Origin of the sequence: Maribacter sp. (assembly GCF_016744255.1) — a bacterium.
GTDB lineage: Bacteria > Bacteroidota > Bacteroidia > Flavobacteriales > Flavobacteriaceae > Maribacter_B.
This window is the reverse complement of the sequence record NZ_JADGES010000024.1, coordinates 1-26,186: the sequence shown is the minus strand read 5'-3', so window position 1 is coordinate 26,186 and position 26,186 is coordinate 1. Positions and strand designations below refer to the sequence as shown.

Annotated in this window: 25 protein-coding genes; 15 read left to right on the top strand and 10 right to left on the bottom strand. The window is 32.0% G+C overall.

The window, feature by feature from the left end:
* Positions 1-80: 80 nt before the first annotated feature.
* Positions 81-716 carry a transglutaminase-like domain-containing protein gene (locus QZZ51_RS06200; RefSeq protein WP_291867408.1) on the top strand — a complete coding sequence of 212 codons (636 nt, stop codon included), beginning with the start codon at positions 81-83 and terminating at the stop codon, positions 714-716.
* A gap of 338 nt (positions 717-1,054) precedes the next feature.
* On the opposite strand, the gene QZZ51_RS06195 is transcribed toward QZZ51_RS06200, so the two are convergent.
* Positions 1,055-2,389 (bottom strand): serine hydrolase, encoded by a 1,335-nt coding sequence (locus QZZ51_RS06195; protein ID WP_291867405.1) that lies wholly within the window; start codon positions 2,387-2,389, stop codon positions 1,055-1,057.
* Between the two features lie 79 nt (positions 2,390-2,468).
* On the opposite strand from QZZ51_RS06195, the gene QZZ51_RS06190 reads away from it, so the two are divergent.
* Positions 2,469-3,128: a peptidoglycan recognition family protein gene (locus QZZ51_RS06190; protein ID WP_291867403.1), complete on the top strand. Its 660-nt coding sequence runs from the start codon at positions 2,469-2,471 to the stop codon at positions 3,126-3,128.
* Between the two features lie 5 nt (positions 3,129-3,133).
* Positions 3,134-4,600: a M14 family zinc carboxypeptidase gene (locus QZZ51_RS06185; protein WP_291867399.1), complete on the top strand. Its 1,467-nt coding sequence runs from the start codon at positions 3,134-3,136 to the stop codon at positions 4,598-4,600.
* 2 nt (positions 4,601-4,602) lie between these two features.
* On the opposite strand, the gene QZZ51_RS06180 is transcribed toward QZZ51_RS06185, so the two are convergent.
* The 3 genes from QZZ51_RS06180 to QZZ51_RS06170 form a co-directional block, all read right to left on the bottom strand.
* Positions 4,603-4,770 (bottom strand): hypothetical protein, encoded by a 168-nt coding sequence (locus tag QZZ51_RS06180; RefSeq protein WP_291867396.1) that lies wholly within the window; start codon positions 4,768-4,770, stop codon positions 4,603-4,605.
* Positions 4,771-4,938: 168 nt separating this feature from the next.
* Complete coding sequence (locus QZZ51_RS06175) at positions 4,939-5,766, bottom strand: OmpA family protein (RefSeq protein WP_291867393.1); 828 nt, start codon at positions 5,764-5,766, stop codon at positions 4,939-4,941.
* Between the two features lie 203 nt (positions 5,767-5,969).
* The gene (locus QZZ51_RS06170; RefSeq protein ID WP_291867390.1) at positions 5,970-7,061 is read right to left on the bottom strand and encodes a VWA domain-containing protein; all 1,092 of its coding nucleotides are present in this window, start codon (positions 7,059-7,061) and stop codon (positions 5,970-5,972) included.
* 143 nt (positions 7,062-7,204) lie between these two features.
* Between QZZ51_RS06170 and QZZ51_RS06165 the strand changes: the two genes are divergently transcribed.
* The 5 genes from QZZ51_RS06165 (at position 7,205) to QZZ51_RS06145 (ending at position 10,015) form a co-directional block, all read left to right on the top strand.
* Entirely contained in the window at positions 7,205-8,215 is a 1,011-nt protein-coding gene (locus QZZ51_RS06165) for an XdhC/CoxI family protein (RefSeq protein ID WP_291867387.1), read from the top strand.
* Positions 8,212-8,808, top strand: a complete 597-nt coding sequence (locus QZZ51_RS06160; RefSeq protein ID WP_291867385.1) for a nucleotidyltransferase family protein — start codon at positions 8,212-8,214, stop codon at positions 8,806-8,808. The genes QZZ51_RS06165 and QZZ51_RS06160 overlap by 4 nt, the downstream gene beginning before the upstream one ends.
* Positions 8,809-9,049: 241 nt before the next feature.
* Positions 9,050-9,193 carry a hypothetical protein gene (locus QZZ51_RS06155; RefSeq protein ID WP_291867381.1) on the top strand — a complete coding sequence of 48 codons (144 nt, stop codon included), beginning with the start codon at positions 9,050-9,052 and terminating at the stop codon, positions 9,191-9,193.
* Positions 9,174-9,686: a hypothetical protein gene (locus QZZ51_RS06150; protein ID WP_291867378.1), complete on the top strand. Its 513-nt coding sequence runs from the start codon at positions 9,174-9,176 to the stop codon at positions 9,684-9,686. Before QZZ51_RS06155 ends, QZZ51_RS06150 begins: the two co-directional genes overlap by 20 nt.
* A 5-nt stretch (positions 9,687-9,691) precedes the next feature.
* Positions 9,692-10,015 (top strand): hypothetical protein, encoded by a 324-nt coding sequence (locus QZZ51_RS06145; protein WP_291867376.1) that lies wholly within the window; start codon positions 9,692-9,694, stop codon positions 10,013-10,015.
* Positions 10,016-10,046: 31 nt separating this feature from the next.
* On the opposite strand, the gene QZZ51_RS06140 is transcribed toward QZZ51_RS06145, so the two are convergent.
* Together QZZ51_RS06140 and QZZ51_RS06135 are read right to left on the bottom strand one after the other, a co-directional pair.
* A complete protein-coding gene (locus tag QZZ51_RS06140; RefSeq protein ID WP_291867374.1) occupies positions 10,047-10,196 on the bottom strand; it encodes a hypothetical protein in 150 nt (49 codons plus the stop codon).
* A 134-nt stretch (positions 10,197-10,330) separates the two neighbouring features.
* Positions 10,331-10,963 (bottom strand): GntR family transcriptional regulator, encoded by a 633-nt coding sequence (locus QZZ51_RS06135; protein WP_291867371.1) that lies wholly within the window; start codon positions 10,961-10,963, stop codon positions 10,331-10,333.
* A 117-nt stretch (positions 10,964-11,080) separates the two neighbouring features.
* Between QZZ51_RS06135 and QZZ51_RS06130 the strand changes: the two genes are divergently transcribed.
* Positions 11,081-11,887: a hypothetical protein gene (locus tag QZZ51_RS06130; protein ID WP_291867367.1), complete on the top strand. Its 807-nt coding sequence runs from the start codon at positions 11,081-11,083 to the stop codon at positions 11,885-11,887.
* A gap of 70 nt (positions 11,888-11,957) precedes the next feature.
* Here the strand turns inward: QZZ51_RS06130 and QZZ51_RS06125 are convergent, their stop codons facing one another.
* Complete coding sequence (locus tag QZZ51_RS06125) at positions 11,958-13,445, bottom strand: c-type cytochrome (RefSeq protein WP_291867365.1); 1,488 nt, start codon at positions 13,443-13,445, stop codon at positions 11,958-11,960.
* A 381-nt stretch (positions 13,446-13,826) separates the two neighbouring features.
* Here QZZ51_RS06125 and QZZ51_RS06120 point away from each other — a divergent pair, with 381 nt between their 5' ends.
* The 5 genes from QZZ51_RS06120 to QZZ51_RS06100 all read left to right on the top strand — a co-directional run bounded on the left by QZZ51_RS06120 (position 13,827) and on the right by QZZ51_RS06100 (position 19,689).
* Positions 13,827-14,285 carry a cold-shock protein gene (locus QZZ51_RS06120; RefSeq protein WP_291867362.1) on the top strand — a complete coding sequence of 153 codons (459 nt, stop codon included), beginning with the start codon at positions 13,827-13,829 and terminating at the stop codon, positions 14,283-14,285.
* 258 nt (positions 14,286-14,543) lie between these two features.
* Positions 14,544-16,097, top strand: coding sequence for a DEAD/DEAH box helicase family protein (locus QZZ51_RS06115; protein WP_291867440.1), 1,554 nt, complete (start codon positions 14,544-14,546; stop codon positions 16,095-16,097).
* A gap of 105 nt (positions 16,098-16,202) precedes the next feature.
* Positions 16,203-16,649 (top strand): KTSC domain-containing protein, encoded by a 447-nt coding sequence (locus QZZ51_RS06110; protein ID WP_291867357.1) that lies wholly within the window; start codon positions 16,203-16,205, stop codon positions 16,647-16,649.
* Between the two features lie 91 nt (positions 16,650-16,740).
* Complete coding sequence (locus QZZ51_RS06105; protein WP_291867355.1) at positions 16,741-18,093, top strand: DEAD/DEAH box helicase; 1,353 nt, start codon at positions 16,741-16,743, stop codon at positions 18,091-18,093.
* 42 nt (positions 18,094-18,135) lie between these two features.
* On the top strand, positions 18,136-19,689 hold the full coding sequence (locus QZZ51_RS06100; protein WP_291867353.1) for an SDR family oxidoreductase: 1,554 nt from the start codon (positions 18,136-18,138) through the stop codon (positions 19,687-19,689).
* Positions 19,690-19,984: 295 nt separating this feature from the next.
* On the opposite strand, the gene QZZ51_RS06095 is transcribed toward QZZ51_RS06100, so the two are convergent.
* Together QZZ51_RS06095 and QZZ51_RS06090 are read right to left on the bottom strand one after the other, a co-directional pair.
* Positions 19,985-20,563 (bottom strand): response regulator transcription factor, encoded by a 579-nt coding sequence (locus tag QZZ51_RS06095; RefSeq protein WP_291867350.1) that lies wholly within the window; start codon positions 20,561-20,563, stop codon positions 19,985-19,987.
* A 3-nt stretch (positions 20,564-20,566) separates the two neighbouring features.
* Positions 20,567-21,163 carry a pseudouridine synthase gene (locus QZZ51_RS06090; protein ID WP_291867348.1) on the bottom strand — a complete coding sequence of 199 codons (597 nt, stop codon included), beginning with the start codon at positions 21,161-21,163 and terminating at the stop codon, positions 20,567-20,569.
* 118 nt (positions 21,164-21,281) lie between these two features.
* Here QZZ51_RS06090 and QZZ51_RS06085 point away from each other — a divergent pair, with 118 nt between their 5' ends.
* On the top strand, positions 21,282-22,421 hold the full coding sequence (locus QZZ51_RS06085; protein ID WP_291867345.1) for an SGNH/GDSL hydrolase family protein: 1,140 nt from the start codon (positions 21,282-21,284) through the stop codon (positions 22,419-22,421).
* A 783-nt stretch (positions 22,422-23,204) separates the two neighbouring features.
* Here the strand turns inward: QZZ51_RS06085 and QZZ51_RS06080 are convergent.
* The gene (locus tag QZZ51_RS06080) at positions 23,205-26,045 is read right to left on the bottom strand and encodes a thiopeptide-type bacteriocin biosynthesis protein (RefSeq protein WP_291867342.1); all 2,841 of its coding nucleotides are present in this window, start codon (positions 26,043-26,045) and stop codon (positions 23,205-23,207) included.
* Positions 26,046-26,186: the final 141 nt, after the last annotated feature.

The following is a 26,186-nucleotide window of genomic DNA, read 5'->3' as shown; positions in this document are numbered from 1 at the left end:
ATTCATAGTTTTTAAAAATGAATTGTTGCTAAAACAAATGGATAAATAGTACTTAAAATTTCTAAACAAGATTATTATAAATGGATTATTTAGCGGCAACATATTTTTTTGATTATGAAAGTGATGAAATTCAAAAGCTAGTTGCGGAGTACAAGAGCACTTCTCTTTCTGCAAAAGAAAAAGCTAAACTTTTGTATTTAAAAGTACGCGATTCTTGGAGGTACAACCCCTATAGTATAAGTTTTTCCAAAAAAAATTACAGAGCAAGTGCAATTTCTCAAAAAACCAAAGGACATTGTATAGATAAATCTATTGTCTTAATAGCTGGTCTACGTGCACTCGGAATTCCGGCTCGTATTCATTTGGCCAAAGTAAAAAACCATATTGGAGTGGAAAGGTTAACAGAAAAGTTTGGAACCAATGAACTAACCAACCACGGAATGGTTAATGCATATTTAGAGGGAAAATGGATTAAGTTATCTCCTGCATTTAATGCTTCTATTTGTACCATGTTTAATGTTACTCCGTTAGATTTTGATGGAGAAAATGATTCTATACTACAGGAGTATAATAAAGAAGGGAACTTATTTATGGAATATATAGAAGATTACGGACATTTTGAAGACGTTCCTATGGATTTTATGCTTAAAAATGCAAAAGAACATTACCCCCATATTTTTGATACTGAATCTGGGCAAACGGAATTTGAATTGTAAAAATAGAGCTGCTTTATGCTGTATTAACTATAAATGTATGAAGGATAAAGAAACTTTCTCCGTAAACTTTATATTAGTTCTTCTAAAGAACAAATCCATTATTTATATGAAAACCCTCTAATCTAAAAAGAGTCTAACCAATTAAGGAAAGACTCTTTTCTGAGAACACTATATGAAAATGAAAAAATTTACTCGTTGTTTGCTAATTACAATGTAAATATATTTCCCTTTTAGGTGTTCTAAAAAGTTATGTTGCCACATAAGGGAAAGTTGTGGTGTACTTCTTAAAATTTGTTATCAGAGACTTACAAAAAGAGTAAGATTACCTTGTAAGAGCTCTATTTAATACTTTTTATTATATCCCTTAAAAAGGCATTTACATCAAAAATTGGGTTTTCTGCCAAGCCCATACGTACAACAACTAAATCTTTAGAAGGAATAACCATTACATATTGCCCTTGAAAACCATTGGCGGAATACATATCTCTTGGTACATCGGGGAATTTACCTTCTGCATTTAACCAAAAATGAGCACCATATACACCATTAGACTCAGCGGTAGGTTTGGTTATATAATCCACCCATTTAGGAGAAAATAGCTGTTCTCCGTTCCAAGCCCCTCTGTTTAAATACAAGGTTCCAAATTTGGCCCAATCTCTGGTAGTAGCCCATCCGTAAGAAGAGCCAACATAATTACCTTCCATATCTGCCTCTAAAAGCATGGAGTGCATTCCTATTTTATCTATTAATGCTTTATAGGGGTAATCTAAATATTCCTGTCTGCTACTAAACTGGTCTCTTAAAATACCAGAAAGTAGATTGCTTGTTCCGGAAGAGTAATTCCATATTTCGCCAGGTTTAGCGATTGCCTTTTTTTCTTTTTGTTCTTTCGTCATATCTGCATTAAGGAAAAGCATTTTAGTAACATCCGAAATTTTAGTGTAATCTTCTTCCCATTCCAATCCACTCTGCATGCGTAGTAAATGGTTAATCGTTATGTTTTTACGCGCATCTTTTTGCCAGGAAGCAATAGGAGCAGGGCTATTTACCTGTATCTTTCCTGTATGTTCCAATGTACCATATAAAGTCGCCAAAATACTTTTGGTCATAGACCATCCTAAAATAGGAGTTTCCTTAGAAAAGCCTTTGGCATAATGCTCTGCTACGATTCTATTTTTATAAAGAACCAAAACAGACCTTGTTTTTTTTATGGTAGGAGCATCAAAAGCTGTGGTTATGGCTTGGCTCAATTGGGTGTAATCTATATTTGCAAAAACGGTATCTATAGCTTTATTATTCCCAAATGGATAAGGAAGCGTATCTAAAACAGTATTCCTGTTCGGTTTTAAAGTCATTTTAGAAGCATCGAAAGAATCATTTACCAAAACACAACCCAAACCTTCTCTATATACCGATTGGCGCTCCATGAGCCCGAAAACAGTCGCGGAAGCCTTTTTCTCTTTCTCATCCAAAGCAATATCTGCTAATTTAATGAGAGGCATGTTATTGTCATTCTCTACAATAGAAGAGGGGGAACGTTTAGATATAAATACATTAGAAGCTAAGCTTTTAGATGCGTAACCAGAGATTATATTAAGTTTTGGATAATTTAGGTACACTGCAATACCAATTATTGCTAAGAGAAGTAATAGTATTCTTTTTATTATTTTCAAAAGACATTATTTTAGTTATTATCGTAAATTTAGAAAAAGAAAAAGAAACCAATCTTTTTACTTTAATAATTATTTGTGAATGAAAATATATACCTTGTTTCTATGTTCGTTTTTTATTATTTCTTGTGCCTCTAAACAACAAATAATAGAGAAGCCCATATTATTTAACAAACAGAGAAAAGAGCTAACCTTAGAATACTTAGAAAATCGCTACGGTTTAAAACAAGATTCTCCCATAATTACACCAAAAATGATTGTATTGCATTGGACGGTAATCCCAACCTTTGCTAAGTCTTTTGCAGCCTTTAACCCTGCACAATTACCAAATTGGCGTCCGGATATAAAAAATATTAGCGGGCTTAATGTTTCTTCTCAATTCATGGTAGATAGGGATGGCACTATTTATAGGCTTTTACCAGAAACTACAATGGCAAGACATGTTATAGGTTTAAACCATTGTGCAATTGGGGTAGAGAATATTGGAGGAGGTAAAGATTTGCCTTTAACAAAAGCCCAATTAAAATCTAATATATGGCTTGTTCACTATCTAAAAAAGAAATATCAAACTATAGAGTACCTCATTGGCCATTATGAATATACTAATTTTGAAAACACAGAACTTTGGTTAGAAAAAGATAAAGGATACCGAACTACTAAAACAGACCCAGGAGCTTCTTTTATGGAGAATGTTCGTAATTCTGTAGAAAACCTCAATTTTAAACCTGTACCTAACAAATAAGTAATATGAAAACAAACTCTCTTCTAGGTCTTTTATGTATATTCTTCTTTGCAGGCTATGCTCAAGATAAAGATATTACCACCTCTTTATACAAAACCTATGATACGTATAAAGAACTTTCTTTAAATAAAAGAAGAATAAAACACGAAGACCTACAGCCTTTACTAGAACACTATAGAAATAACTCTGATTTTTCAGTAACTAAAGTGGGAGAATCTATTGCAGGCAGAGATTTATCTTTAGTGAGTGTTGGTTCTGGAGAAACCCAAGTTTTTCTTTGGTCCCAAATGCATGGAGATGAACCTACGGCCACACAAGCTATTTTCGATATTCTAAAATTTTTAGAAAGCTTCGATTTTAAAGAAGAGAAAGAAGCTATTCTAAGCCGTTTAACCATTCATTTTTTACCGATGTTAAACCCCGATGGAGCTGCGCTTTTTCAGCGTAGAAACCTATTAGGAATAGATATTAACAGAGACGCTTTACGTTTACAATCCCCAGAAGGAAAAACCTTAAAACGGGTTCGCGATAGCCTTAAAGCAAATTTTGGTTTTAATCTACACGATCAAAGCACCTATTACAATGCAGAACGTACCGAAAAACCAGCTACTATATCGTATTTAGCTCCTGCCTATAATTATGAAAAAGATATTAATGAAGTACGAGGAAATGCTATGAAAGTGATTGTTTTTATGAATAAAATAATTCAAAAATATGCCGTAGGTCAAGTAGGTAGGTATAATGATGATTTTGAACCAAGAGCTTTTGGAGACAATATTCAGAAATGGGGGACAAGCACTATTCTAATAGAATCTGGCGGATATACTAAAGATATAGAAAAACAAGAAATTCGGAAGCTGAATTATGTTTCTATTCTTTCCGCCATATATAGCATTGCTACCGATAATTTTGAAAAAATAGAAATATCGGAATATGAAAAAATACCAGAAAACGATAGAAAGTTATTCGATTTAAAGATTGAAGGAGCTCAGTATATTTTAAATAATAAATCGTACAAAATAGATATTGGTATGAACCGGTTAGAAGTAAATACAGAAGACTATTCCGATTTTTGGTATAGTAGTAGAATTATAGACCAAGGCGATTTATCTACCTATTATGGATACAATACCTTAAACGCCGAAGGTTACACCATTAAAGAAGGGAAAGTGTACCCAAAAATTATTAACAATATAAAAGAAGCGCAAGCATTAGATTTTATTGGTTTATTGCAAAAAGGTTATACCTATGTGCGATTAAACCAAATCCCAAAAGAATGGTTAAGTTCTCCGTTTCCTATGCATATTATAGGAGCTAAATTCCAAGTTCCCGAACTAATGCTACAACCAGGAATAAATCCAACTTTTATCTTAGAAAAAGACGGACAAAACAAATATGCTGTAATTAACGGTTTCCTAATAAATTTAGAAAATGGAGAAGGAACGCTTAAAAATGCGATGATTTTTAGATAAATCTAGTATCCAAAATGAAGGCTTCCGTTTGGTCCATAAAGGAAAAGCATTAAAAACATTCCTATAATTAAAACTACAATAGAAGCAAATAGTAAAAGCACTAAATTTTTAAGCACATTGGGGAAAAGACTTAAAGCAGTTTTTTGAATAATATCATTGCGAACATCCATGAGTAGTGGGTTTTGAGTTTATAATGCATAGTCTATAGGATGTAGGTAGATAAGGGGGTATATCTATAGAACAACTACAAAAGAATAAACCCTACTTTAAAATGTTTGTAAAAAGAAAAAGGGAAGCGTTTGCTTCCCTTTTATTATATGATGAATACATCTGTTTTACTATAATTCCTCAGCATCTAATAAAGCAAAGAATTTATCTAAATTAGGAAGAATTACTATTCTTGTTCTTCTGTTTTTAGCTCTGTTGTCTCTGGTATTATTTTCAACTAAAGGTAAGTAAGAACTTCTACCTGAAGCTATTAATTTAGTAGGATCAACATTATATTTATTTTGAAGTATACGAACTACTGAAGTGGCTCTTTTTACACTTAAATCCCAGTTATCTTTAAATAAAGCAGTATTAATGGTTCTTGCATCTGTATGGCCTTCTACCATAACTTCCATACTAGATTCAGAATTTATTACTTCAGCCAATTTAGCTAAAACATTATTTGCTTTGCTACTTACTTTATAACTTCCGCTATTGAAAAGTAATTTGTCCGAAATATTAATCATAACTACCGTTTTATCGATATTTACATCAACATCCCCTTCGGTATCCGAAATAGATTTCTTTAATTTATAAGAAATAGCAAGATTCATAGAATCTTGTAACGATTTTGCTTGTGCCAATTTGCCAGCATCCACATTAGCTAAAGTAGCTCTCATTTTCTTTTTAGTGTTATTACTCATAACAGCTAAACCATCTACACTAGTCATTTGACTATCGTTTATTTCTTTTAAAGAGCTTATTTTGCTATTATACTCTGTAACACGAGCTTCAATCTTCGCCATTTTAGACTCTAAATCTTCTTTTGCTACTTGTGTTTTTGTTAAAACACTTTTAGTGTTAGATAAATCGTTCTCTAGAGCAACATATTTCTTTTTAGAAACACAAGAAGTTAATAAAGCAATAGATAAAGTACTTGTAATAAATATTTTTTTCATCTTTTTTAAAAAATAGGTTCGGTTATGTATACGCAAGAATTATTATTTAGGATGTTTTTGATTTAAGATATTTCACCCAAAAGAATATAATTAACTGATAATCAAAACTTAAATAATATTTTAAAATAAATAAAAATACAACCCAAATAAAAAAGACACCTATTTTAGGTGTCTTTTTTATAATAATATTATGCTATAATTTTTTAATTACATCCTCCTGTAAATCCTTTAGCATTAAATTTAGTTTGTACACCACCTTGCTTATTACCATCCTTTACCTGTATAGCAAGATTATTTTCTCCACTACCATCTCTTTTTGGGCTACAATATTCAAATAAATAAAAACTATTTGCTTGTTGTGAAACTCGGAAAGAGATATCGTTAAATTTTGTTTCTAAATCTTCTTTATTACCCGCGAATACACTCGATGTTTTTCCTATTTTGGTTAATACATCGGTATCTATCTCTGCTCCTAAACCAATAGAAAAGAAAGATATATTAAGGTTCGCATCATTTACCTTTTTTAATGCATCGTTTTTTGTATATCTCGATGCTTGGTCTGTTCCATCTGTAAAAATCACAACAGAAGAAGCACCAATGGTCTCTTTCTTGGTACTTTCTTTTAAAACATCTTCGGCTATATTGGTCACTTTTATTACCGCTCCATATAAATCTGTTGAAGGATCATTACTAATATTATCTGTAATTCCAGATACGGCGGTAATTAACTCTTGCTTATCTGCTGTAAGGGCATTTAGTAAATGTAACTTATCTTCCCCATCGAACCAATAAATAGCCATTTTAAAAGACTCTTGAGTTGTTTCGGGCATTACATTAGTAATAAAACCAGTTGTCGCTGTTTTTAACTCTGCCAAACTGCTACTTAATACGCTATTACTTAAATCTAATACTAGAAGGGTGTTGCTATTAAAAATCTGGGAATTAGGGGATATTCTTGCAAAAGATTCCGAAGCAGAAATAGTATTAAAACAAGCATCGTTTCTGCCTTGCTCATATATAGTAAAGTCCTCTGCTGAAAGTCCAGGTACTGGGTTTCCTTCGGTATCAGATACTTTAAAGAAAATAGATACTTTTCCTGGGAGTGTTGTGAATTGTTCTTGTATAGATAACACCAAATCGTTTTCTCCTAAATCTAAGCAGGGATCTACCGTTTTTCCTTTTCCTAAGGCATCCTTTAAATTTAAACTTGCATTAACATCGTCATCTGCATTTCCGCAAGAAACTGCCATACAAAAAATACCAATGGTGTATATTATTTTAAAAATAGTTTTCATTATTCTATAGTTTTGGGTTCAACAAGCAGAACGAGCGTTTTACTTTTTAAGTATTAGGAGTTGTTGGATTATATGTTAAAGATTGTTAAAGAGCAAAAAGAAAATTTTAAATAGTTTCTTAAAGGTTTACTTTGTAAGCTGTTATGACGCATGAGTTTAAAAATATAATAGAAAGCCATAAACAAGCAAAAAAATTAGGCATCCAAACCGTTTTAGCATCTGTTGTTGCCTTAGAGGGTTCTTCGTATAGAAGACCTGGAGTACGCATGCTTATTTGGGAAAATGAACGTTTTACAGGAGCAGTAAGCGGTGGCTGCGTAGAAAAAGAAATTAATAGACAAGCGCAAACTGTATTTGCTACGGGCATTTCTAAAGTAATGACTTACGATGGCAGATATAGATTAGGATGCGAAGGCATTCTTTATATATTGATAGAACCCTTTAATCCTTCCTCTGAATTTTTAAGCGTATTAAATCACTCTTTAATAAATAGGAATTCTTTTTTATTACATTCTTATTATAAGAAAAAAGATGCTACAAATATTAATTATGGCACAATAGTCCTGTTTGGTTCTATTACTTTTAGCATACAAGGAAAAGAAATAAATACGGAGGAGCTTACGGTCTTTAAGCAAAAAATGTTCCCTTGCAACAAGCTAATAATCATAGGTTCGGAGCACGATGCTGTACAATTATGCTCTTTTGCTACTGCCTTGGGCTGGGAGGTAACTATAATTACCAACCCAATAGAGGAGAAGGATATTTCTCATTTCCCAGGAGCTAAAGAAGTAATACCTGTAGATCCCGAAATATTTAAAACAGAAAATATAGATCAACATACTGCCGTACTACTTATGACGCATAGTTATGTAAAGGATTTAAAATATTTGATAGCCATTAGTGATAGTAATCCTATTTATTTAGGAACTTTAGGCCCTGCAAAAAGGAGAGAGAAGTTACTGCATGAGTTTATGGAACATAAGCCAGAGGCGGAATTAGATTTTATGGAAAACATCCATGGTCCAGCTGGTTTAGATATAGGAGCAGAAACTCCACAAGAAATAGCCATTTCTATTATGGCAGAAATCTTAGCGGTGACTAGAAAGAAACAACCTATTATGTTGCGGAATAAAGAAAATGGTATTCACCAATGAGTAACAACAATGCCATAGCTATAGTAATTCTAGCTGCTGGTTCTTCTTCTAGAATGAAGACCATTAAACAGTTATTACCTTGGAAAGGTTCTACTTTTTTAGGACACACCATACAAGTAGCCAAAGCATCTTTAGCCCAAGATGTGTATGTGGTACTTGGAGCCAATGCAGACCAAATAATACTAGAGTGTAATAAACATAGTGTAAACTACCTAGTAAATAAAGTTTGGCAAGAAGGAATGGGAACAAGCATTGCTTGCGGAGTTAAGCATCTGTTACAAACCAAGAAACCATATACTGGGGTTTTAATACTACTGTGCGACCAACCATTTATTAACACAGACTATATAAATAAATTAATAATTGCTTATAAGAAAAGTCCTAAAAATAGTATAGCTACTAAATATAAACACGGAGTTGGGGTGCCAGCTTTGTTTTCCCAAGCTTCTTTTAAAGAACTTAGTCTTTTATCCCAAGATTTTGGAGCAAAAGATATTCTAAGAAAAGAAGAAAATCAACGAATAGATATCCTCCCAAATTTCGATACCACAGATATTGATACAGAAAAATCCTACAATTTATTAAATTTCTAATTTTATTTTTTTTTTAAAATCAGTCCTACATCCACTTAGTACGCTAAAAATCAACGTATTATTTCATATTTCGTTATAAACCACGACTTTTGTATGTTTTTTAATTTTGTCTATTAATGCAATACTTATATCTTTAGTACGAATTATAATACAATGTAGTTCGTCGAAAGCTGACATTTTAGTGCAATATTTTTTGTAGTGCAATAGTTTTTAGGAGGTATTAACCCCTAAAAATTATATTATGATTGCAAAAAGAATTTATTTTTTAGCCGCATGTATTTGTCTTGTTGCTCTAAATTATTCCTGCACTGAAGAGTCAACTTCAGAGACAGATGACACTTATGGTGTATATAAAGATGAAATAAGTGACGAAAAAGATACTTAAAGAACTTTTAAAAGCGGTGGCAATTATTGTATTGTCATCGCTACCTTATATTCACGATGTAATTACTATACGTGGTGGTACATTCCCTACTTGGGTACCAGACTGGGGTATTCAACAATTTTTAACTAATTCTGAGGGTTATGTTGTTGGTTTCTCTACATACCGCGTATTTATTTATACTTTATTAATTCATGTTTTTGCTCACTTAGGTTATTTGGGTTGGTTTTTTGAAGCTAAGGATAAGTTATATCGCCCTTTTTTATTAGTTCCTGTATCTTTAAGTTTATACCAAATATTTGTAATCATGTTTGATATAAGGGGAACAGAATTAAATACACCAAATACAAAAATTATTTTAACAATAGTTATTAGTTCTTTATTAGCAATAAATTTCTTTTTCAATAATAATAAAATGCTAACTGAGCATTTTCTAAAACATAAAAATCCCCTTAAAAATCAGAATACTATACAAACAGAAGAAGAACACATTTGACAACTATGTACACTAACGGAACACAATTTAATTTTGTAAAAGGCGCTGTAGGCGCTATTAACACTAAACTAGGAGATACTCTAAAAAGACTAAATCAAGTTCTTTATGGAGTGGTAGAAGCCAAACCGTACACCTTTGATTGGGATTATATTCTAAAAGAATATGATGCTACATGCGCAGGTGGAGATATCGATGAGTTTTGCTCGAGTTTTGTTCATGGCTATTCCATGATGAACAATTTTCTTAGTGATCATGCTATTAAAGAAGCTATGTATGTAGAATTACGTGCTAATTTAATGGAAAAAAGAGTAAGTGGTGAAATTGCTTAATCTTTTAAACTATGTATTATAACAATATCTGTTATAAACTAATTTCTTCTTTTACTACGGTAGTTTCTTCTATTTTGTAGTCCTGGAAAATTCCACAAGAGTTCCCCCTTTTAATTAAAGATTTTCCTTCTTTCTTGTTCTTTTTAGCTAAAGTTTCTATTTCTGGAGATAGATATTTCATAACACATAATTTTGCTACAATACTAACGCTTACACTCATGTTTTGTTTTGTTATTTGTTACATTTTATAGTTAATAAATTGTCAAGCTACAGTAAGTGACGAAACAGGAGTATTGTTGAGCTAAAAAAATTAGCTTAAATAGTCTTTAGTTGCTTTAATATATAATTTAGAATAAGCATCCAATTCATTTTTAAAAGAAGAGAAGCGGTAGGAACATTATCATCGGCAATGGCTGAAATAATAGCTTCATGTTGGTTATCTGTTCTATTATAAAAAGAGTCGTCTTTCATAAAAGCACTCTCGTAAAAGAAAATTCTAGCTTTTAAATCTGTTAATACTTGTTGCACAATATCATTTGCATAATATTTAGTTAGTAATCTATGAAAATCAAAATCTGCATTAATTCTAGCTATAGCGTTAGGGGCATTTTCAAAAACTACTTGCTGCTCTTTTAGTTTAGTAATTGCTTCTTCAGAAAAGTCACTATTTTCTATGGCTAAAACTTCTAAGTTTGCAACTAAATCATATAAATCACTAGCTTCCTTTGTATTTAATTCTGCTATAATAAAACCTCTATTAGGCACTGCCCTAATAATATTGGCTTGCTGTAACTGCGTTAAAGCTTCTCTTATAGGCGTTACACTAACTTTTAATTCTCTAGCAAGCGCTGCTAAGTTTATAGTTTTACCTATCTGCAATCTTCCCTTCTTCATCTCACTAAGAAGATGTTCTCTTACTTGATCTCTATGAACCGAAACGTTTATCATTACAAATAGTAACGTATCGTATACGATTTTATGATATTTAATTACGTATAACCCTATTTTTTACGCACTAAACCATGGTTTTAAACGTTTTACACACGTAACCTAAAAATTAACAAAATGAAAAAAGTATTTAGAACAGTCAAAGCCTTTGTAGCCATATGCTCTATTTTAGCATTATCTTATAGTTGTAGTGATGATGCAAAAAAACTCTCAGAGGAGCAAGGTCTTAATAAAACGGATGTTATTTCGGTATTAAATGTAGATGATGTATCTGGTTTAACAGATTCCATTTTAACAGATATTTTTGCGGCTAATACACAAAGCGGGAAAATTAGTACTACTAATAAAATCAACAACTGCTTTGAAACTACATTTACAAATACTGGTTATACTGCCACTTTTGATAATTGCTCTGTAGATGGCGCAGATAATGTAAACGGAACCATTAATGTAACTTTTGCATTAGAAAATGGAACTTTAGCATATACGGCAACATATTCCAATTTTTCTATAGGAAATATTTCTATAGAAGGAACAAAGGGAGTTATAATTAATAGTACTTCTAATGATACTCAGATGTCTTTATCTGTTACAAGTAATATTACTATTGTTTTAGAAGATGATACGGTAGTAAAAGAAACAGGTACTAAAACATTAGTAGTTACCCAAGGTGTGTCTAATGCTACTAGCACAATTACTATTGAAGGAGACTGGGTATTACAAGTTGACAATGACATTTACACCGTATCGGTAATAGACACATTAGAAGGAAGCCTTGCGTGTGATTATTTAACTACTGGTGTAATGAATATTACTAAAAACGGATTATCTGTAAAAGTAAACTTCGGAGAAGGTACTTGCGATGATTCTGCTATTTTAATTTATCCTAATGGAGTGGAAGAGGAGTTTACTTTAGAAGATTAAATTAAAATAGAGGTACAAAAAAGCCTCAAAAACTAAGTTTTTGAGGCTTTTTTGTACCTCTATTTTTATACTATAAAGTTTTTAAATACTCCAACACCGCACGTCTTTCTTCCTCCGTAAATGCATCTGCAAATCGGTGTCCTTGATTACCATAGCCTAGGTGGTTAGTATTATACGTGTTTTTACCCTTTTGTGTTGTTTCTGCCGTATAGTTCCAACCTACTTTTTCTACATTATAATCGCTATCATCAAAAGTTCTACTCCAAAACTCAGGCCTGTTTGTACTATCTAACAAATCTGCAAGAGTAGGAACAGAGGCGTTATGTAAATATGGAGCTGTTGCCCAAATACCATCCAAAGGAGGTGCAATATAGCCCCCTTCTGGGTTTAATGATAGAGGAGCCGTATCAGAGCCAAACCAACCTGTATTAAACCAATCAAAGAAATAATTACTGGTTTCGGTTGTTACCGAATAATAATTAGATAATTCTGGGTCTGTTTCTACACTTTCTAAAGCTACCAATAGATTAGGGTAAGAAACATCCTCTCCGTAAGTGCCATGACAGGTAGCACAGGTATTATTAAATAAAGTCTTCCCCTCATTTGCTAGAGAACTATTTACAGAATAGGGATATTCTGGTGCTTCTAAAGTTTCTATATAAGCCAATACATCGGTCATTTTATCATCAATCTCTTCGGCCTTAGTTACATCTACGAGTGTTAACATACTAGCTCCTATAAAAGATTTACAAAAATCTAATCGCCCCATAGCATTATAAAATATAGCGTTTTTCTTTTTTAATAGCCACCAGGCAGGTACGTCGGTAGGTATTAATTTCTCTGGTAAAACAACATAAGGTTCCTCTCTCCATTCCAAAGTGTTTTTATCTCTATGAGACACCAATACTTCAGCGATTTTATTTGCAGTATTAACTCCTCTACTTTTTGTTATTGTTTTAGGCCCTATAGCCGTAATACTTTTTCTAAATTGATCATAAGCATCCCATTCTGGGCTATTTTCTCCGTAGTACAAAGGAATGGCAAAGTTTAGGGTTTGTACTTCAATAGCTCTATTAATAGTAAAATCCGAATCGTGACTACCAAGACCAATAACGTATTCATTATTGATTTTAGAAGAGTGGCAGCTTAAACAGTTAGGAGCTACAACACGAACTCCATTATCTGCAGTAATAGCTGTATAATCATAAGGAAGTACTGCGTTATCACCAGTTCTATTCAATTCGTTTGTAGTATTCTCTCCTTTTGCCAAAATGTAGGCAGCATAAGGAATACCCGAACTCATATAATTACCAGAAAACAAATACTCCTTTCCAACGATAGCATCTCCATTTCTTTGCGAGGAAGCAGGAATAGGAGAGGTTTTAATTACAATAGAATCTGGTATTGGTTCTTCCTCTGGATCGGGAGCAATAGATATTACTTCCTCTTTAACACTATCACTAGAGCAAGACCAAATTCCAAAAAATAAAAGAAAACCGCAGATTACTCCGAACGTTCCTTTTTTTAATATTTTCTTATTAGCATTCTCTATTTCCATCTTTTCCTAATTTATCTAATCCCTAAAAGTACTGTATTAGCTAATAGAAGCCTCTTCTTGCAGTTAATAGGTTCGTTTTTATCGGTTAAAAACAATTTTTAGAATAGAATATTTTTTTTAAAAGAATAAAAAAACTTAGAAATAATGTGCCTTTACATCGAAATTCGTAACCTAAAATAGACAAATTTTTATTTTTTTTCCTAATCTATTCTAAAAAAATTGATATAAATAGTATCTTTACAGCCGGTTTAACGTAATTATAGCATTCCGGTAGATTACATTCATTAGGGTTAATATTTTTCTAAGTCAAATTTTTTAGCACTCTTCAAGTAATTCAACATTACCTTAAACCATCACTAAAACCCTAATTTTAAAAGATCAATGGCTAAATCACAACAAACTTTCAATAAGAGCGAAAAGGAGAAAAAGCGTTTAAAAAAACGTGAAGAGAAAAGAAAAAAAATGTTGGCTCGTAAGGAAGATGCTAAGGAGAATGGTAAAGGAGGTATTCCTATGGCCTATGTAGATTTCAATGGAAATCTTACGGATACGCCACCAGACCCATCAATGAAAGTTGAAATTGAAGCTGAGGATATCGTTTTAGGTATTCCTAAAAGAGAAGAAGGAGATGTAGAAGAGTTTGATCCAGTACGTAATGGTAAGGTTTCTTTCTTTGATACTTCTAAAGGGTTTGGTTTCATCATAGATACAGAAAATCAAGAAAAATATTTCTGTCATGTAAGTGGTCTTATCGATGAAATTGCTGAAAATGATAAAGTTTCTTTTGAACTAGAAAAAGGTATGAAAGGAATGAATGCCGTGCGTGTAAAGAAAATATAATAATCTATTTCTTATAGGTACTTCAAAATTTTAAAGACTCTAGTATTTTATTATACTGGAGTTTTTTTATTTTATAATAGGGACTTTACTTACAAATAGAATCGAAGAGCATCTTTACAGCAAAAAATACTTTGTCTAAAAATTACCAATGGGCTTCATTTTTAAGCACTTAAACAAAATATAACAGACTTTTTTAGTATTAATGCTGTATAAGCCTATAAAAGGCCGTAGTTTTGCAATCGCGAAAAAATGAAAGAAATGGTAGATTTAGCAAAAGGGTTACAAGAAAAAAAAACAGACAAAGAGCTTTATAGTTATCAAAAAGGAGCGATACAAGAAGTATTCGAAAAATTTGATACGGCTCCGGATGATTACCATCTTTTATACCAGCTACCAACAGGCGGTGGTAAAACTGTTATTTTCTCGGAACTCGTTAGGCAATATCTAAAAAATCATAATAAAAAAGTATTGGTAATGACGCACCGTGTGGAGCTTTGTAACCAAACTTCTACCATGTTAACCAGTTTTGGCGTAGTTAACAAGGTAGTTAACAGTACTGCAAACCTAGACGACCAAGACAACTACGCATGTTTTGTGGCTATGGTAGAAACTTTAAATAATAGACTAAACGATGATATGCTAGACATATCTGATATTGGATTAGTTATTATTGATGAAGCGCACTACAACTCTTTTAACAAGCTTTTTAAATTTTTTAATAAATCTTTTATTCTTGGAGTAACAGCAACTCCTTTAAGTTCTAATAAGAACCTACCAATGAAAGGTAATTACAACGAACTTATTGCAGGAGAAAGTATAGGTTCCTTAATTGAAAATGAGTTTTTGGCACGAGCTGAAGTTTTTCAGTATGATATGGGACTAACTTCCTTAGAAGTTGGATCTAATGGAGATTATACCGTTAAATCTTCGGAGGACTTATACTCAAGTCCGGCAATGCTAGAAAAATTATTAGAAGCCTATAAAAAGCATTCTAATGGAAAGAAAGCTTTAATTTTTAACAACGGTATTAACACGTCTATACACGTATATCATACTTTTGATGCTGCGGGTATACCTGTTAGACACTTAGATAATACCGCTACTAAAAAGCAGCGAAAAGAAATCCTTACCTGGTTTAAAGAAACTCCAAATGCCGTATTAAGCTCTGTGAGTATATTAACTACTGGTTTTGATGAACCAACAATAGACACTATTATACTAAATAGAGCTACCAAATCTCTGACCTTGTATTATCAAATGATTGGTCGTGGTTCTCGTATTTTAAATAACAAATCTTCCTTCAATGTTATTGATTTAGGTAATAACTATTACAGATTTGGACCATGGGGAGCAGATTTAGACTGGCAAACCATCTTCAATAATCCTAATTTCTATATGGATAGATTGCAGGATGATGATGATATAGAAGCAAACTTTAGACATGAAATGTCGGAAGAGGTAAGGGCTGAGTTTTCTAAATCGGAAGAAGTCTATTTTGATATTAAAAAAACCTACATTAAAGCTACATCTACAGGAGAGTCCTCCAAAGTAGTTTTAGAGCGTTCCATTGAGCAACATGGGTATATATGTATTGAAAACAGCGAAGATGTTTACGATGCTCTTGCTTTAGCTAAAATGCTAGATCAAGATATTGACAATAGAATACAAACCTATGGTAAGTGTATCAGTAGAAGTACCTTTAATTTTTTACATTGGCTAAAAGATGATTATAAAAAGAAACTAAACGCATATTTAAGAGCCAATTTCGATACCGTTTTTGAAGATATTCATGGGTTTCCACCAGAAGATTAAATTCTTTCTAATTTTCTAACGCATCTTATAATTTCTTAACTAGAGAAACGGCTGATATTGAATAAAATAACGTAGTTTCGCCGCTCATTAAAAAACAAGCCTTTTATGAAGCGCATTAGTCAGTATAAAAAATTATTTTCTGTAGATAAAGAGTTCACTCTTAAGGAATTAAAATCGACTTATAGAAATTTAGTAAAAGAATGGCATCCAGATAAATTTCAAGAAGGAAATCCATTAAAAGAAGAAGCAGAGCTTAAAAGTAGAGAAATTATAGACGGATACCACTTTTTAGTAAGTATGGCTCCAGAAACTAAGGCTGCTAATTTAGAAGAATACACTAATACTATCACTACTTCTGGTATTGAAGATTACCAACACAAAGGAATGACACTTGAGGTTACTTTCTTAGATGGTACTACGTATGAGTATTTTGGTGTGAATAAAAAATTGTTCATCAAAATGAACCAATCGGATAAATTATTACGATTTGCAAAAAGGAATATTTTCAATTTACCATACCGTAAATCGAAAAAAGACTTGGTTGTTGCATAAATACAGACCAAAGATTTTACATTCTAACTACTAAATATAGAGTGTTTATCTTTGTAGTATCATTATATACCAATAGCAAAAAAAAGGAAGCATGTCCACTTTTGACGATTTAAAAATAGTTACGCCATTACGCAATGCAATTGCAGATATGGGGTTTACCCAACCTACACCAATACAATCTAAGGCTTTCCCCGTTATTCTATCAGGAAAAGACATGATTGGTATAGCACAAACGGGTACAGGAAAGACTTTTGCTTATATGCTTCCTATATTGCAAACATTGCCATATTCCGAGGAGATTCATCCTAAGGTATTGGTAATTGTACCTACTCGAGAATTGGTATTACAAGTAGTAGACGAAATAGAAAAGTTTACAAAATATAAGAACGTTAGAACCATTGCTGTTTATGGGGGAACCAATATAAACACCCAAAAAATGGCGGTTATGCAAGGTGCAGATATTATTGTAGCTACACCTGGCCGTTTGTATGACTTAGTTCTTAGTAGAGCTTTACAGCTTAAAATGGTAAAAAAGTTGGTGATTGATGAGGTGGATGTAATGCTAGATTTAGGCTTCCGTTTTCAACTAACCAATATTATGGATTTACTTCCTAAGCGAAGACAAAACATTATGTTTTCTGCTACAATGACCAATGAAATAGAAGTCTTAATAACTAATTTCTTTAAAGGAACTCAAAAAGTTTCTGTAGCATTGAGCGGTACACCTTTGGCTAATATTTCTCAGACTTGTTATGAAGTTCCTAGCTTCTATACTAAAGCAAATCTTTTAGTAGACCTTCTTAAAGATCCTGAGGTTTTTAAAAAAGTCTTAGTATTCGTATCTAATAAAAAAAGTGCCGATCGCTTATTTGCGGTTTTAGAAGATATATACAGTGAAGAAATATGTTTAATACATTCTAATAAGACACAGAATTATAGAATACGTTCTATACGCCAGTTTGATGAAGGTAAAAACAGAATCTTAGTAACCACCGATGTTATGGCACGTGGTTTAGATTTAGATGAAATTTCCCATGTGGTAAATTTTGACACCCCATCTTTTCCAGAAAATTATATACACCGAATTGGTAGAACGGGTAGGGCAGAGAAAAAAGGAAATTCCATATTGTTCTATACACCTGCTGAGAAAAGTGATAAAGAAGAGATTGAAACGTTAATGGATTATGCTATTCCCCTTATGCCTTTCCCGGAACATGTACCAATCTCCGAAAAGAAAACTCCAGAAGAAACCCCCAAAGTAATAGAGCCTAATAATCCTATAAAAATTAGCGACGAAGATGCTCCTGGGCCTAGCTTTCATGAGAAGAAAGAAAAGAACAAGCAAGAAAATCAAGGAGGTTCTTATAAACGTATTATCGAGAAGAAATACAAAAAAAGGAAAACTAAAGGAGATAAAAATTACAATAAACGAAACAAGAAATAAGTTTCGAATCGCAATATAAGTTTTAGTCCTTCATATATTTTTATGAGCAATACAGAAGAAAAAGAAAACACAAATAAAATTAGTGCTGCGGAAATAGATAAATGTATATCTATTTTAGAACACTTGGTCACCAATACCGATGAAATTTTTGAGATTTCAAAAGATAAAAGAACCGCTTTACTAAAAGTTTCTGGGAAGTTATCTAGACCAAATAGAGAGGAATTCTCTAGAAGAAAAAAGGATGCTAAAAAAGCACAAAAAAGAAAGCAAGATGCTAGGGACAGAAACGCTAGAAAAGTAACTGGAATTCGTAGTGCTAGAGAAGCCGTTGTTTTTGTTGCCCCTAAATTATTACCACAAGCAGAATTAAAAGATAAAGAGTTACAAGAGCTAGAATCTCCTAGAAACTGTTATGTATGTAAAACACTCTTTACCCAATTACATCATTTTTACGATACCATGTGTGCGGAATGCGGAGATTTTAATTACGCTAAACGCTTTCAAACAGCAGATTTAACAGGGCAGGTAGCCGTTATAACAGGTTCTAGACTAAAAATTGGATACCATATAACTTTAATGCTTTTAAGAGCAGGGGCAACCGTTGTAGCTACTACACGTTTCCCTGTAGATTCTGCATTGCGTTTCTCAAAGGAAGAAGATTTTACACAATGGGGACATCGATTAAAAATTCATGGTTTAGATTTAAGACACATACCTAGTGTAGAAATCTTCTGTAATTTTATAGAACAAAAATACGAGCGTTTAGACATACTTATAAATAATGCTGCCCAAACCGTAAGAAGACCCGCAGGTTTTTATAAACATTTAATGCCTAATGAGGAATTAGCCCTTGAGGAACTTCCAAAATACGCAGCGGATTTATTACAAGACCACACCAATTGTTTGGTAGAACTTAAGCAGCTAACTACTGCGGCGTCTCCGAACCAAAATATGCCTGTAACTTGGCACGGGCCCGAACCTGGAATAGGTATTCGTGCATCTGCCAAACTATCGCAAATACCCTATAGTTTTGATAATTCTTTACAAGCTAAAGAAGTATTTCCTGAAGGTGAGTTAGATGCTGATTTACAACAAGTAGATTTACGTAAAACTAATAGCTGGAGACTTAAATTAGGAGAGATAGAAACTACAGAAATGATTGAAGTACAGCTAGTAAACTCTGTTGCTCCTTTTGTTCTTTGTAATCGTTTTTCTGAGTTAATGAAAAAAGATAATACAGGCAAAAAACACATTATCAATGTGTCTGCTATGGAAGGTAAGTTTCACCGTTTCTTTAAAGAAGACAGGCACCCACATACCAATATGGCCAAAGCAGCTTTAAATATGCTTACACATACAGCAGCTGGCAGTCTAGCAAAAGACGGTATTTACATTAATGCCGTTGATACTGGGTGGGTAACAGATGAAGACCCTGCAGAATTAGCTAAAAAGAAAGTGGAATTACATGATTTTCAACCACCATTAGATATCGTAGATGGTGCAGCAAGAGTAATGGATCCGTTAATAGATGGTATTAACACAGGGAAACATTGGTCTGGGAAATTTTTAAAAGATTACCGTCCTATAGATTGGTAGTATACGTAATATGGTTAATAAATTTTAAGGTTGTTTTCCTACGAATGCCTCGTGGGCTTGCCCCGAGATAGTTTACTTACCTATTATACTTCCAGAAATAGGAGAACCGTTTACCTTGACTAAAGAAAAGGAAAATTCCGCTTGGCGGAAAAATTATTAAGCCTCTAAAAAGTGAATTCTAATCTTCTGTCTCAATATTAGAATTCACTTTTGTTTAGGAACACCTTACTTTTATGGCATTATATGTAAAATTCTACTAGTCATTAATAATAATCAGAATTATAAATCTTAATATTTATAACAATTGCTTTTCTATTGCAATTTTAATAATACCTACGCTATTTTTGGCTCCTAATTTACTCATAATATTCATTCTATGAGTTTCAACGGTTTTAGGGCTTATAAATAGTTTTTCTGAAATCTGTAGTGTTGTTAGTTCCTTAGAAATAGCTATTAATACGTCTTTTTCACGGCGTGTTAAGTTTGGCTTTAAACCATTCTCATTCGTCTTTTTTGAAGCTGATTGATTTAATAACCTTTTTTGAATATCATTTTGTAAAAATAATTCCCCTGAGAGCACAGCTTTAATAGCTTTTAATAATTCTATTTTATCCGTGTTTTTTAAAAGGTAACCACTAACACCATTTTTTAGTATTCGTTTTACAAAAGAAATATCTTCAAAACTAGTGAGTGCTATTATTTTTAAATCAGGATACTTTTTTAATAGTATCTTACTTAGATCAATTCCGTTTATATCGGGTAAATTAACATCTAACAGTAACACATCAGGATTATCCTTTTTAATATTATTCAAAGTACTTTCTGCCGTATTATAAGTGCCCACAATTAGAATTTTACCGACACTCTCTAGCATAATTCAGGGTATACCCTGAAGCCCTTTTTTAAGTTGGGTTACCTCACCAGGCTTCATTATATTAAGATGTATATCTCCAATCCGTACTCGAACCAATCGTAACGTAGGAAAACCTACTGCGGCAGTCATTTTTCGTACCTGGCGGAATTTGCCCTCTGTAATGGTTATACTAATCCAAGAATTAGGGCGGTGTCTTCCTAAACGAATTACTGGGGCGGGAGCTTCTAATTCCGGCTCCTGTAAAACTCTTTTTACCACACAGGGTTTGGTTATATACTTTTTGCCAGAAAAACCTATTTCTACACCTTTTTCTAACTTTTTAAGAGATTCTAGGCTTATTTCACCGTCTAATTGAGCAAAATACTCCTTTTCTATCCCAGACCGATTAATAGTATCACTCCATTTTCCATTCGTAGTCAATAATAATAAACCTTCCGATTTTTCATCTAATCGGCCTACTGGCATAATGCCCTCAGGAAAATCATACAATTCTCCTAAAAACCTTTTTTTGCGAGATTCTTTGGCATCGTTAGAGCTAAATTGACTCAACATTCCGAATGGTTTATATATTTTAAAAACGATATTTTCTTTGTTACTCATAATAGAACTTCAAATTTCGACATTCTAATTCATAAAAACATACGCTTTACGAAATAGACTATTCCTATTTCTTTATATAAAATTTGCTTTGTAAGTTTACGTAATAATATTCTTTTTCATGAAAAAAGCAATACGTAGTACGCAAAGACTTATCCTTCTTTTATTTGTCATTTCTATCAGTTCTTGTCTAACAAATAAAGAGACTACACAAACCAATAGCTTAGAGAGCAAAATACAATCCTTAACCATCTCTCCTAATGAGGAACACATAGTTTACCAAGGAAGGGTATTACATAATTCCAACCCAAATGTAACAGAAGTATATTGGCCAGGTTCTTCTATAAGCTTAAGCTTTATAGGTATTTCTGCTAAAGCTATTTTAGATGACGAAAATGGAACTAACTATTATAACCTTATTATAGATGGGGCGTTTGTAAAAAAAATACATCTGCAAAAAGGAAAAAAAGAGTATACGCTTGCTATAAATTTAGAATACAAAAAACACACTATAGAACTGCATAAAAGAAACGATTGGACTTATGGAAAAACCGTATTCCATGGTTTTCGGGTTATGGGAGAAAAAACGCTTCCAGCAGTGAAAAAGGATTTTTTTATTGAATTTTACGGTAATTCTATCACAGTTGGTTATGGAAATGAAGATTTTTCTGGGGACGATTCGTCCTCAGGAAATGTCTCTAATAACTACTATTCTTATGCTGCTAGAACAGCCAGAAATTTAAATGCGGAATATAGTTGCATTGCTCTAAGTGGCATTGGATTAAAAGTGAGTTGGTTCAATAGGATAATGCCCGAAATGTATGATGCCTTAAACCCTAAGGATTCCATTACTAGATGGAAATTTAATGAAAAACAACCAGATGTAGTCGTAATTAACCTTTTACAAAACGACTCTTGGATTGTAGATAAGCCTAATAATGTAGAATTTATAAGACGTTTTGGAAAAAAAGCACCATCGGAACAAGATTACATAGATTCTTATGTAGACTTTATAAATGAACTAAAGGGACATTATCCGCAAACTAAAATAGTCTGTTATATGGGTAATATGGATATTACAAAGCCTGGTTCTATTTGGCTCAATAGAGTTGCTAAAGTAGTAGCCAAGTTTCCTAAAGATGTGTATATGACTACTGCTCCATATATTGACACAGACGGACTTGGGCACCCAAAAGTAGAAGATCATAAAGTCTCTGCTGATATTTTAACCTCTTTTATTAAAAAGGAAGTTTTAAAGTAAATTACCTCAGGGCAAGCTCCGAGGCATTCGTAGGAAAATAACGTTAAAATTTCGAGATAAGCCTCGGAGCATTTAAATCTCGATTATCGAGTAAATCAATGAATTATAGAGAGGTTACTTCTTTCTTTATACAACCTTGCTTATTATCGCATGGTATTAGGGGTATGAAGCCCATCGGTGTGAAAACGTACGCTAAGGGGTTTAAATATCAATATTTTAAATAGTACAATTTGATTGGGTTGGCCAGCTATTCTAACTGTAGACGCTAGCTTTAGATAAAAAAATATTGATTTAGGCACTTAGATTAGTGGATAGAAAACACTTTGAAAGATATTTGTCTGGGTTTCAGTTTAAGGTATGAAATAGAGTTTATTGAGGTCGGAACGGATGAAAATTATGTTCATTTTTTGGTTCAAGTGTACCCATGTACTCTCCCAAAAAGATAGTACAGACGACTAAAAGTATTACTGCTATTCAAATTTTTAAGTCTCATCTCGAAATAAAAGAAAAACTTTGAGGCGGAAAATTTTGGACAAGTGGATATTATGTAAATATAGTTAGGCAATATGGGAATGTCGATTTGATTAAGAAGTATGTTGAGAACTAAGGGAATAAATATAAGCAAGTTTATCGCAATCAACTTAGTCTATTTTGATGCCAGAAGCTTTGCCATACCACGTCAGCTTGCTGCGGGGTAGTTCATTATAGTTATAATGAGCAACTTATGAAAGTTATATCACTAGCAATTCCAATATTTATTATGCATCTAAGTCAATAGAACAATTAGTTAGAGTACTTTATTTGATTAAATAATTTTTTAGATAAAATATAAGATTTAAGCTCATTTAACCTTTGGTCTTTATCAAAAACTCTATTGATGCTCATGTGTATGACATCTGTCATATAATCGAGTTTGTTTAATTTACTTTTTTCAAGTTCCTTTTCAATTGTGACCTTTTCTAAAAAAAAGTGTAAGGAATCATCAACAAGCTCTTTTTTTAAGGCATTGTAAATTTTGACTAATTCTTTTTTAGTTTTGGCGTTTAAAACAAATTCTTTTAAGAAATATTGAATATTCATCTCACAAAAAGAAATCATTTCTTCTGTTGACATATTAAAATATTGCAGGTAGGTATGAATTTTTATAATTGAAAAATAATAAATGTAGTTCTTTTTTGATTTGTAAACAGGTAACTTTTCAATTGTATGGATACTATCTAAGTGAAAAACTTTTTCTGTTAATTCCATCATTCTATATCCTCCATAACGATAAACTTCTGGTTCATATGGTAACATAGTATATTTTTGGATAATGCCTCCTTCTTTTAAATCACTTATTGTTTTTATTATGTGGTTTTTTAAAGCTGAATCTTCTGTTTTGAATCTAATTCTAAGATGTTTTTCAGGATAACCATATCTCACATAATAAAATAAAATCGAATCAAACTTGGATAAAATAGTATTATAAATCAATTTAAAAATCTCATTTTCAGCATATAAGTTACTATATACATCAAAATATAACCAATCACTCACTAAGGGTGTGTATTCTGCTGAAGTTTCATCTTCATTTATAAAAATAGAATTGTCTTCAACGGATTGAAATTCACTATTCTTTATACAAGCAACTATTTCATGTGCATAGTTCTTTGATTTCTCGTTTTTTACTTCCGAAAAAAAAGATTCATAAAGTACCTCGGACAAGTATATTGTTTTGAGTTCTTTAAGGTTTTTAAATAAAATTTGTAAATGAGTTTGATTATTGATGTCTATGATTATATCTCTTGCTCCATCAAAAAAAGAGACTTTATTAGGAAAGGAATATTTCTTAATGCAGTTTAATAAATAAATATTAAACTCATTTATATTATAACCATCATAAGATATCAAGAATTGTGCTGGTTCCAATAATATATCTTCTTCAAGAAATATTCGAGGAACATATGGAATATAAATGTTTGAATAATGATTTAAGTTAAAAATTTGATCGTGCATTTCATTGTCTTGATATTGTAGGTCTGCAAGAAATTTATAAATATCCGAATCTGATAAACTTGCATTCACAGCCGAAGTAATTCTGGGCGTTATTTCTTTGTTGTGTTTCTCAGAAAAGAGAATAAATCTTGTGCCATTATGTCGTAGATGTAAATCAGATAAAAATAAAGATCCTGAATTTTTCTTGTAAACTGTGTTTATGGGTATGCTATAATCATAGTATTGATGACTGGCAACAATATTACTAATTCTGGGGCTGGAAAACATATTTACTTCCGCCAATATTTTATTTTTATGAACCTTTTTTTCATAAAACGCTATTTCAGAACATAATTTATTAGATACATAATCAAATCTGGCTAAAAGCGATAAAGCAGAGGCCCCTACTAAATATTTGCAGTATATGATTTGTTTTCCCGATTTCTTACAATTCAATAATTCAAAAACAACATTAAAAGTTGCTGGCAATTTAGTGTAATCTATTTTTTCACAAGAGTTTGCCTTATTATTTTGTACATGAATCTCTCCCTTATTTTGAGATAATATTTTAGACATTATGTTTTTTGGAAACTCTCTTTCTTTCTCCTCATTAGAATTGTACTTCAACCCTGAATAGGGATTGAATACTTTGGTTAAAGGAATAAACTTATCTTGATGTAAATGATGAAATTCATTACCAAACTTAGATAGGCTATCATTTGCAGGTGTATAATTTCCATTATTAACAATAGTGAAATCTATAAATTTTTGAATTTTATTTTGAATTTTCGAATCTATTTTTCCTTTATTTTCATCATATGATGTCGTCGTATGTGTATATTTATAATTTACATTATCATCAACCAATAGCTTAATTTGATCATCTAAATAATCATTCTTTAAACTCTCATATTCCTTATCTATATTTATAATAATATTCCCTTTGCCTATTAGTTTACTGGGCAAACCTGGAATTTCTAGGGGCTTTCTATATGGATAGAATAAAGTTTCGTTTAAAATCAAGCCAACTTCAATTACTTTTTTTAAAAAAAGGTGTATTTCTTGCTTTTCAAATCCATCAGATATCAATTCTTCTATGATGATATCAATTCTTTCGCCATTCTTAAACTTTTCAATAATCCAATCTAGATTTTCATCATAATCTATCTCAACGTATTTGGTCTCAAAATTTTCATTAAATAATTTTTCCGATTTATAGAAGCCTACTTTTTTTTCATCAATAAAGTGTATTGAAGGGTTGGTGCAATAGTAAAATGTCTCCCAGTCTTTTTCTACTATAGGCGACAACTTTTTTAATAAAAAAAGATTGTCGTATTCAAATTTCAAAACCTTTTTGCTGGATTTGATTATTTTAGTCTCGTCACCCCACTTTAAAAGCCCAACACTATTAAAAAGCCCAAATGGAACAGTGTTGAAATGGGCTCTTGTAAAGTAATTTTCTAGTGGCTTCTTTGTTTTTTCGTTTTTGTTTTTTTGCACATCTTCAAATAAGCTTTTAGAGGCCATCAAAATTGATAGTTCAAATAATTTATTTTTTTTAAGAAAACCTATTATGTCATGTTTATTTGAGTCGTAAGATTCAATTGGCAAGGAAACAATTCTGGTAATTAGTGTGTTAAAAAAAACCATTCTAATTAAATATTTTTTTCTGTATAACTGATTAAGTTACTCTTATAAAAAAAGCTTATAAAGCTGCTAATTTATAAGTTTTTTCATAAAATTTGTAATAAAATCTATCATACATTTTGATTTATATTTACTCTTCTAGTG

Coding starts and splice junctions, on each gene's coding strand:
- QZZ51_RS06100 (WP_291867353.1), top strand. CDS start 18,136: ATGAGCAATACAGAAGAAAAAGAAAACACAAATAAAATTAGTGCTGCG.
- QZZ51_RS06180 (WP_291867396.1), bottom strand. CDS start 4,770: ATGGATGTTCGCAATGATATTATTCAAAAAACTGCTTTAAGTCTTTTC.
- QZZ51_RS06115 (WP_291867440.1), top strand. CDS start 14,544: ATGGTAGATTTAGCAAAAGGGTTACAAGAAAAAAAAACAGACAAAGAG.
- QZZ51_RS06190 (WP_291867403.1), top strand. CDS start 2,469: ATGAAAATATATACCTTGTTTCTATGTTCGTTTTTTATTATTTCTTGT.
- QZZ51_RS06120 (WP_291867362.1), top strand. CDS start 13,827: ATGGCTAAATCACAACAAACTTTCAATAAGAGCGAAAAGGAGAAAAAG.
- QZZ51_RS06105 (WP_291867355.1), top strand. CDS start 16,741: ATGTCCACTTTTGACGATTTAAAAATAGTTACGCCATTACGCAATGCA.
- QZZ51_RS06130 (WP_291867367.1), top strand. CDS start 11,081: ATGAAAAAAGTATTTAGAACAGTCAAAGCCTTTGTAGCCATATGCTCT.
- QZZ51_RS06145 (WP_291867376.1), top strand. CDS start 9,692: ATGTACACTAACGGAACACAATTTAATTTTGTAAAAGGCGCTGTAGGC.
- QZZ51_RS06160 (WP_291867385.1), top strand. CDS start 8,212: ATGAGTAACAACAATGCCATAGCTATAGTAATTCTAGCTGCTGGTTCT.
- QZZ51_RS06155 (WP_291867381.1), top strand. CDS start 9,050: ATGATTGCAAAAAGAATTTATTTTTTAGCCGCATGTATTTGTCTTGTT.
- QZZ51_RS06110 (WP_291867357.1), top strand. CDS start 16,203: ATGAAGCGCATTAGTCAGTATAAAAAATTATTTTCTGTAGATAAAGAG.
- QZZ51_RS06170 (WP_291867390.1), bottom strand. CDS start 7,061: ATGAAAACTATTTTTAAAATAATATACACCATTGGTATTTTTTGTATG.
- QZZ51_RS06125 (WP_291867365.1), bottom strand. CDS start 13,445: ATGGAAATAGAGAATGCTAATAAGAAAATATTAAAAAAAGGAACGTTC.
- QZZ51_RS06090 (WP_291867348.1), bottom strand. CDS start 21,163: ATGAGTAACAAAGAAAATATCGTTTTTAAAATATATAAACCATTCGGA.
- QZZ51_RS06080 (WP_291867342.1), bottom strand. CDS start 26,045: ATGGTTTTTTTTAACACACTAATTACCAGAATTGTTTCCTTGCCAATT.
- QZZ51_RS06165 (WP_291867387.1), top strand. CDS start 7,205: ATGACGCATGAGTTTAAAAATATAATAGAAAGCCATAAACAAGCAAAA.
- QZZ51_RS06175 (WP_291867393.1), bottom strand. CDS start 5,766: ATGAAAAAAATATTTATTACAAGTACTTTATCTATTGCTTTATTAACT.
- QZZ51_RS06200 (WP_291867408.1), top strand. CDS start 81: ATGGATTATTTAGCGGCAACATATTTTTTTGATTATGAAAGTGATGAA.
- QZZ51_RS06140 (WP_291867374.1), bottom strand. CDS start 10,196: ATGAAATATCTATCTCCAGAAATAGAAACTTTAGCTAAAAAGAACAAG.
- QZZ51_RS06135 (WP_291867371.1), bottom strand. CDS start 10,963: ATGATAAACGTTTCGGTTCATAGAGATCAAGTAAGAGAACATCTTCTT.
- QZZ51_RS06085 (WP_291867345.1), top strand. CDS start 21,282: ATGAAAAAAGCAATACGTAGTACGCAAAGACTTATCCTTCTTTTATTT.
- QZZ51_RS06185 (WP_291867399.1), top strand. CDS start 3,134: ATGAAAACAAACTCTCTTCTAGGTCTTTTATGTATATTCTTCTTTGCA.
- QZZ51_RS06095 (WP_291867350.1), bottom strand. CDS start 20,563: ATGCTAGAGAGTGTCGGTAAAATTCTAATTGTGGGCACTTATAATACG.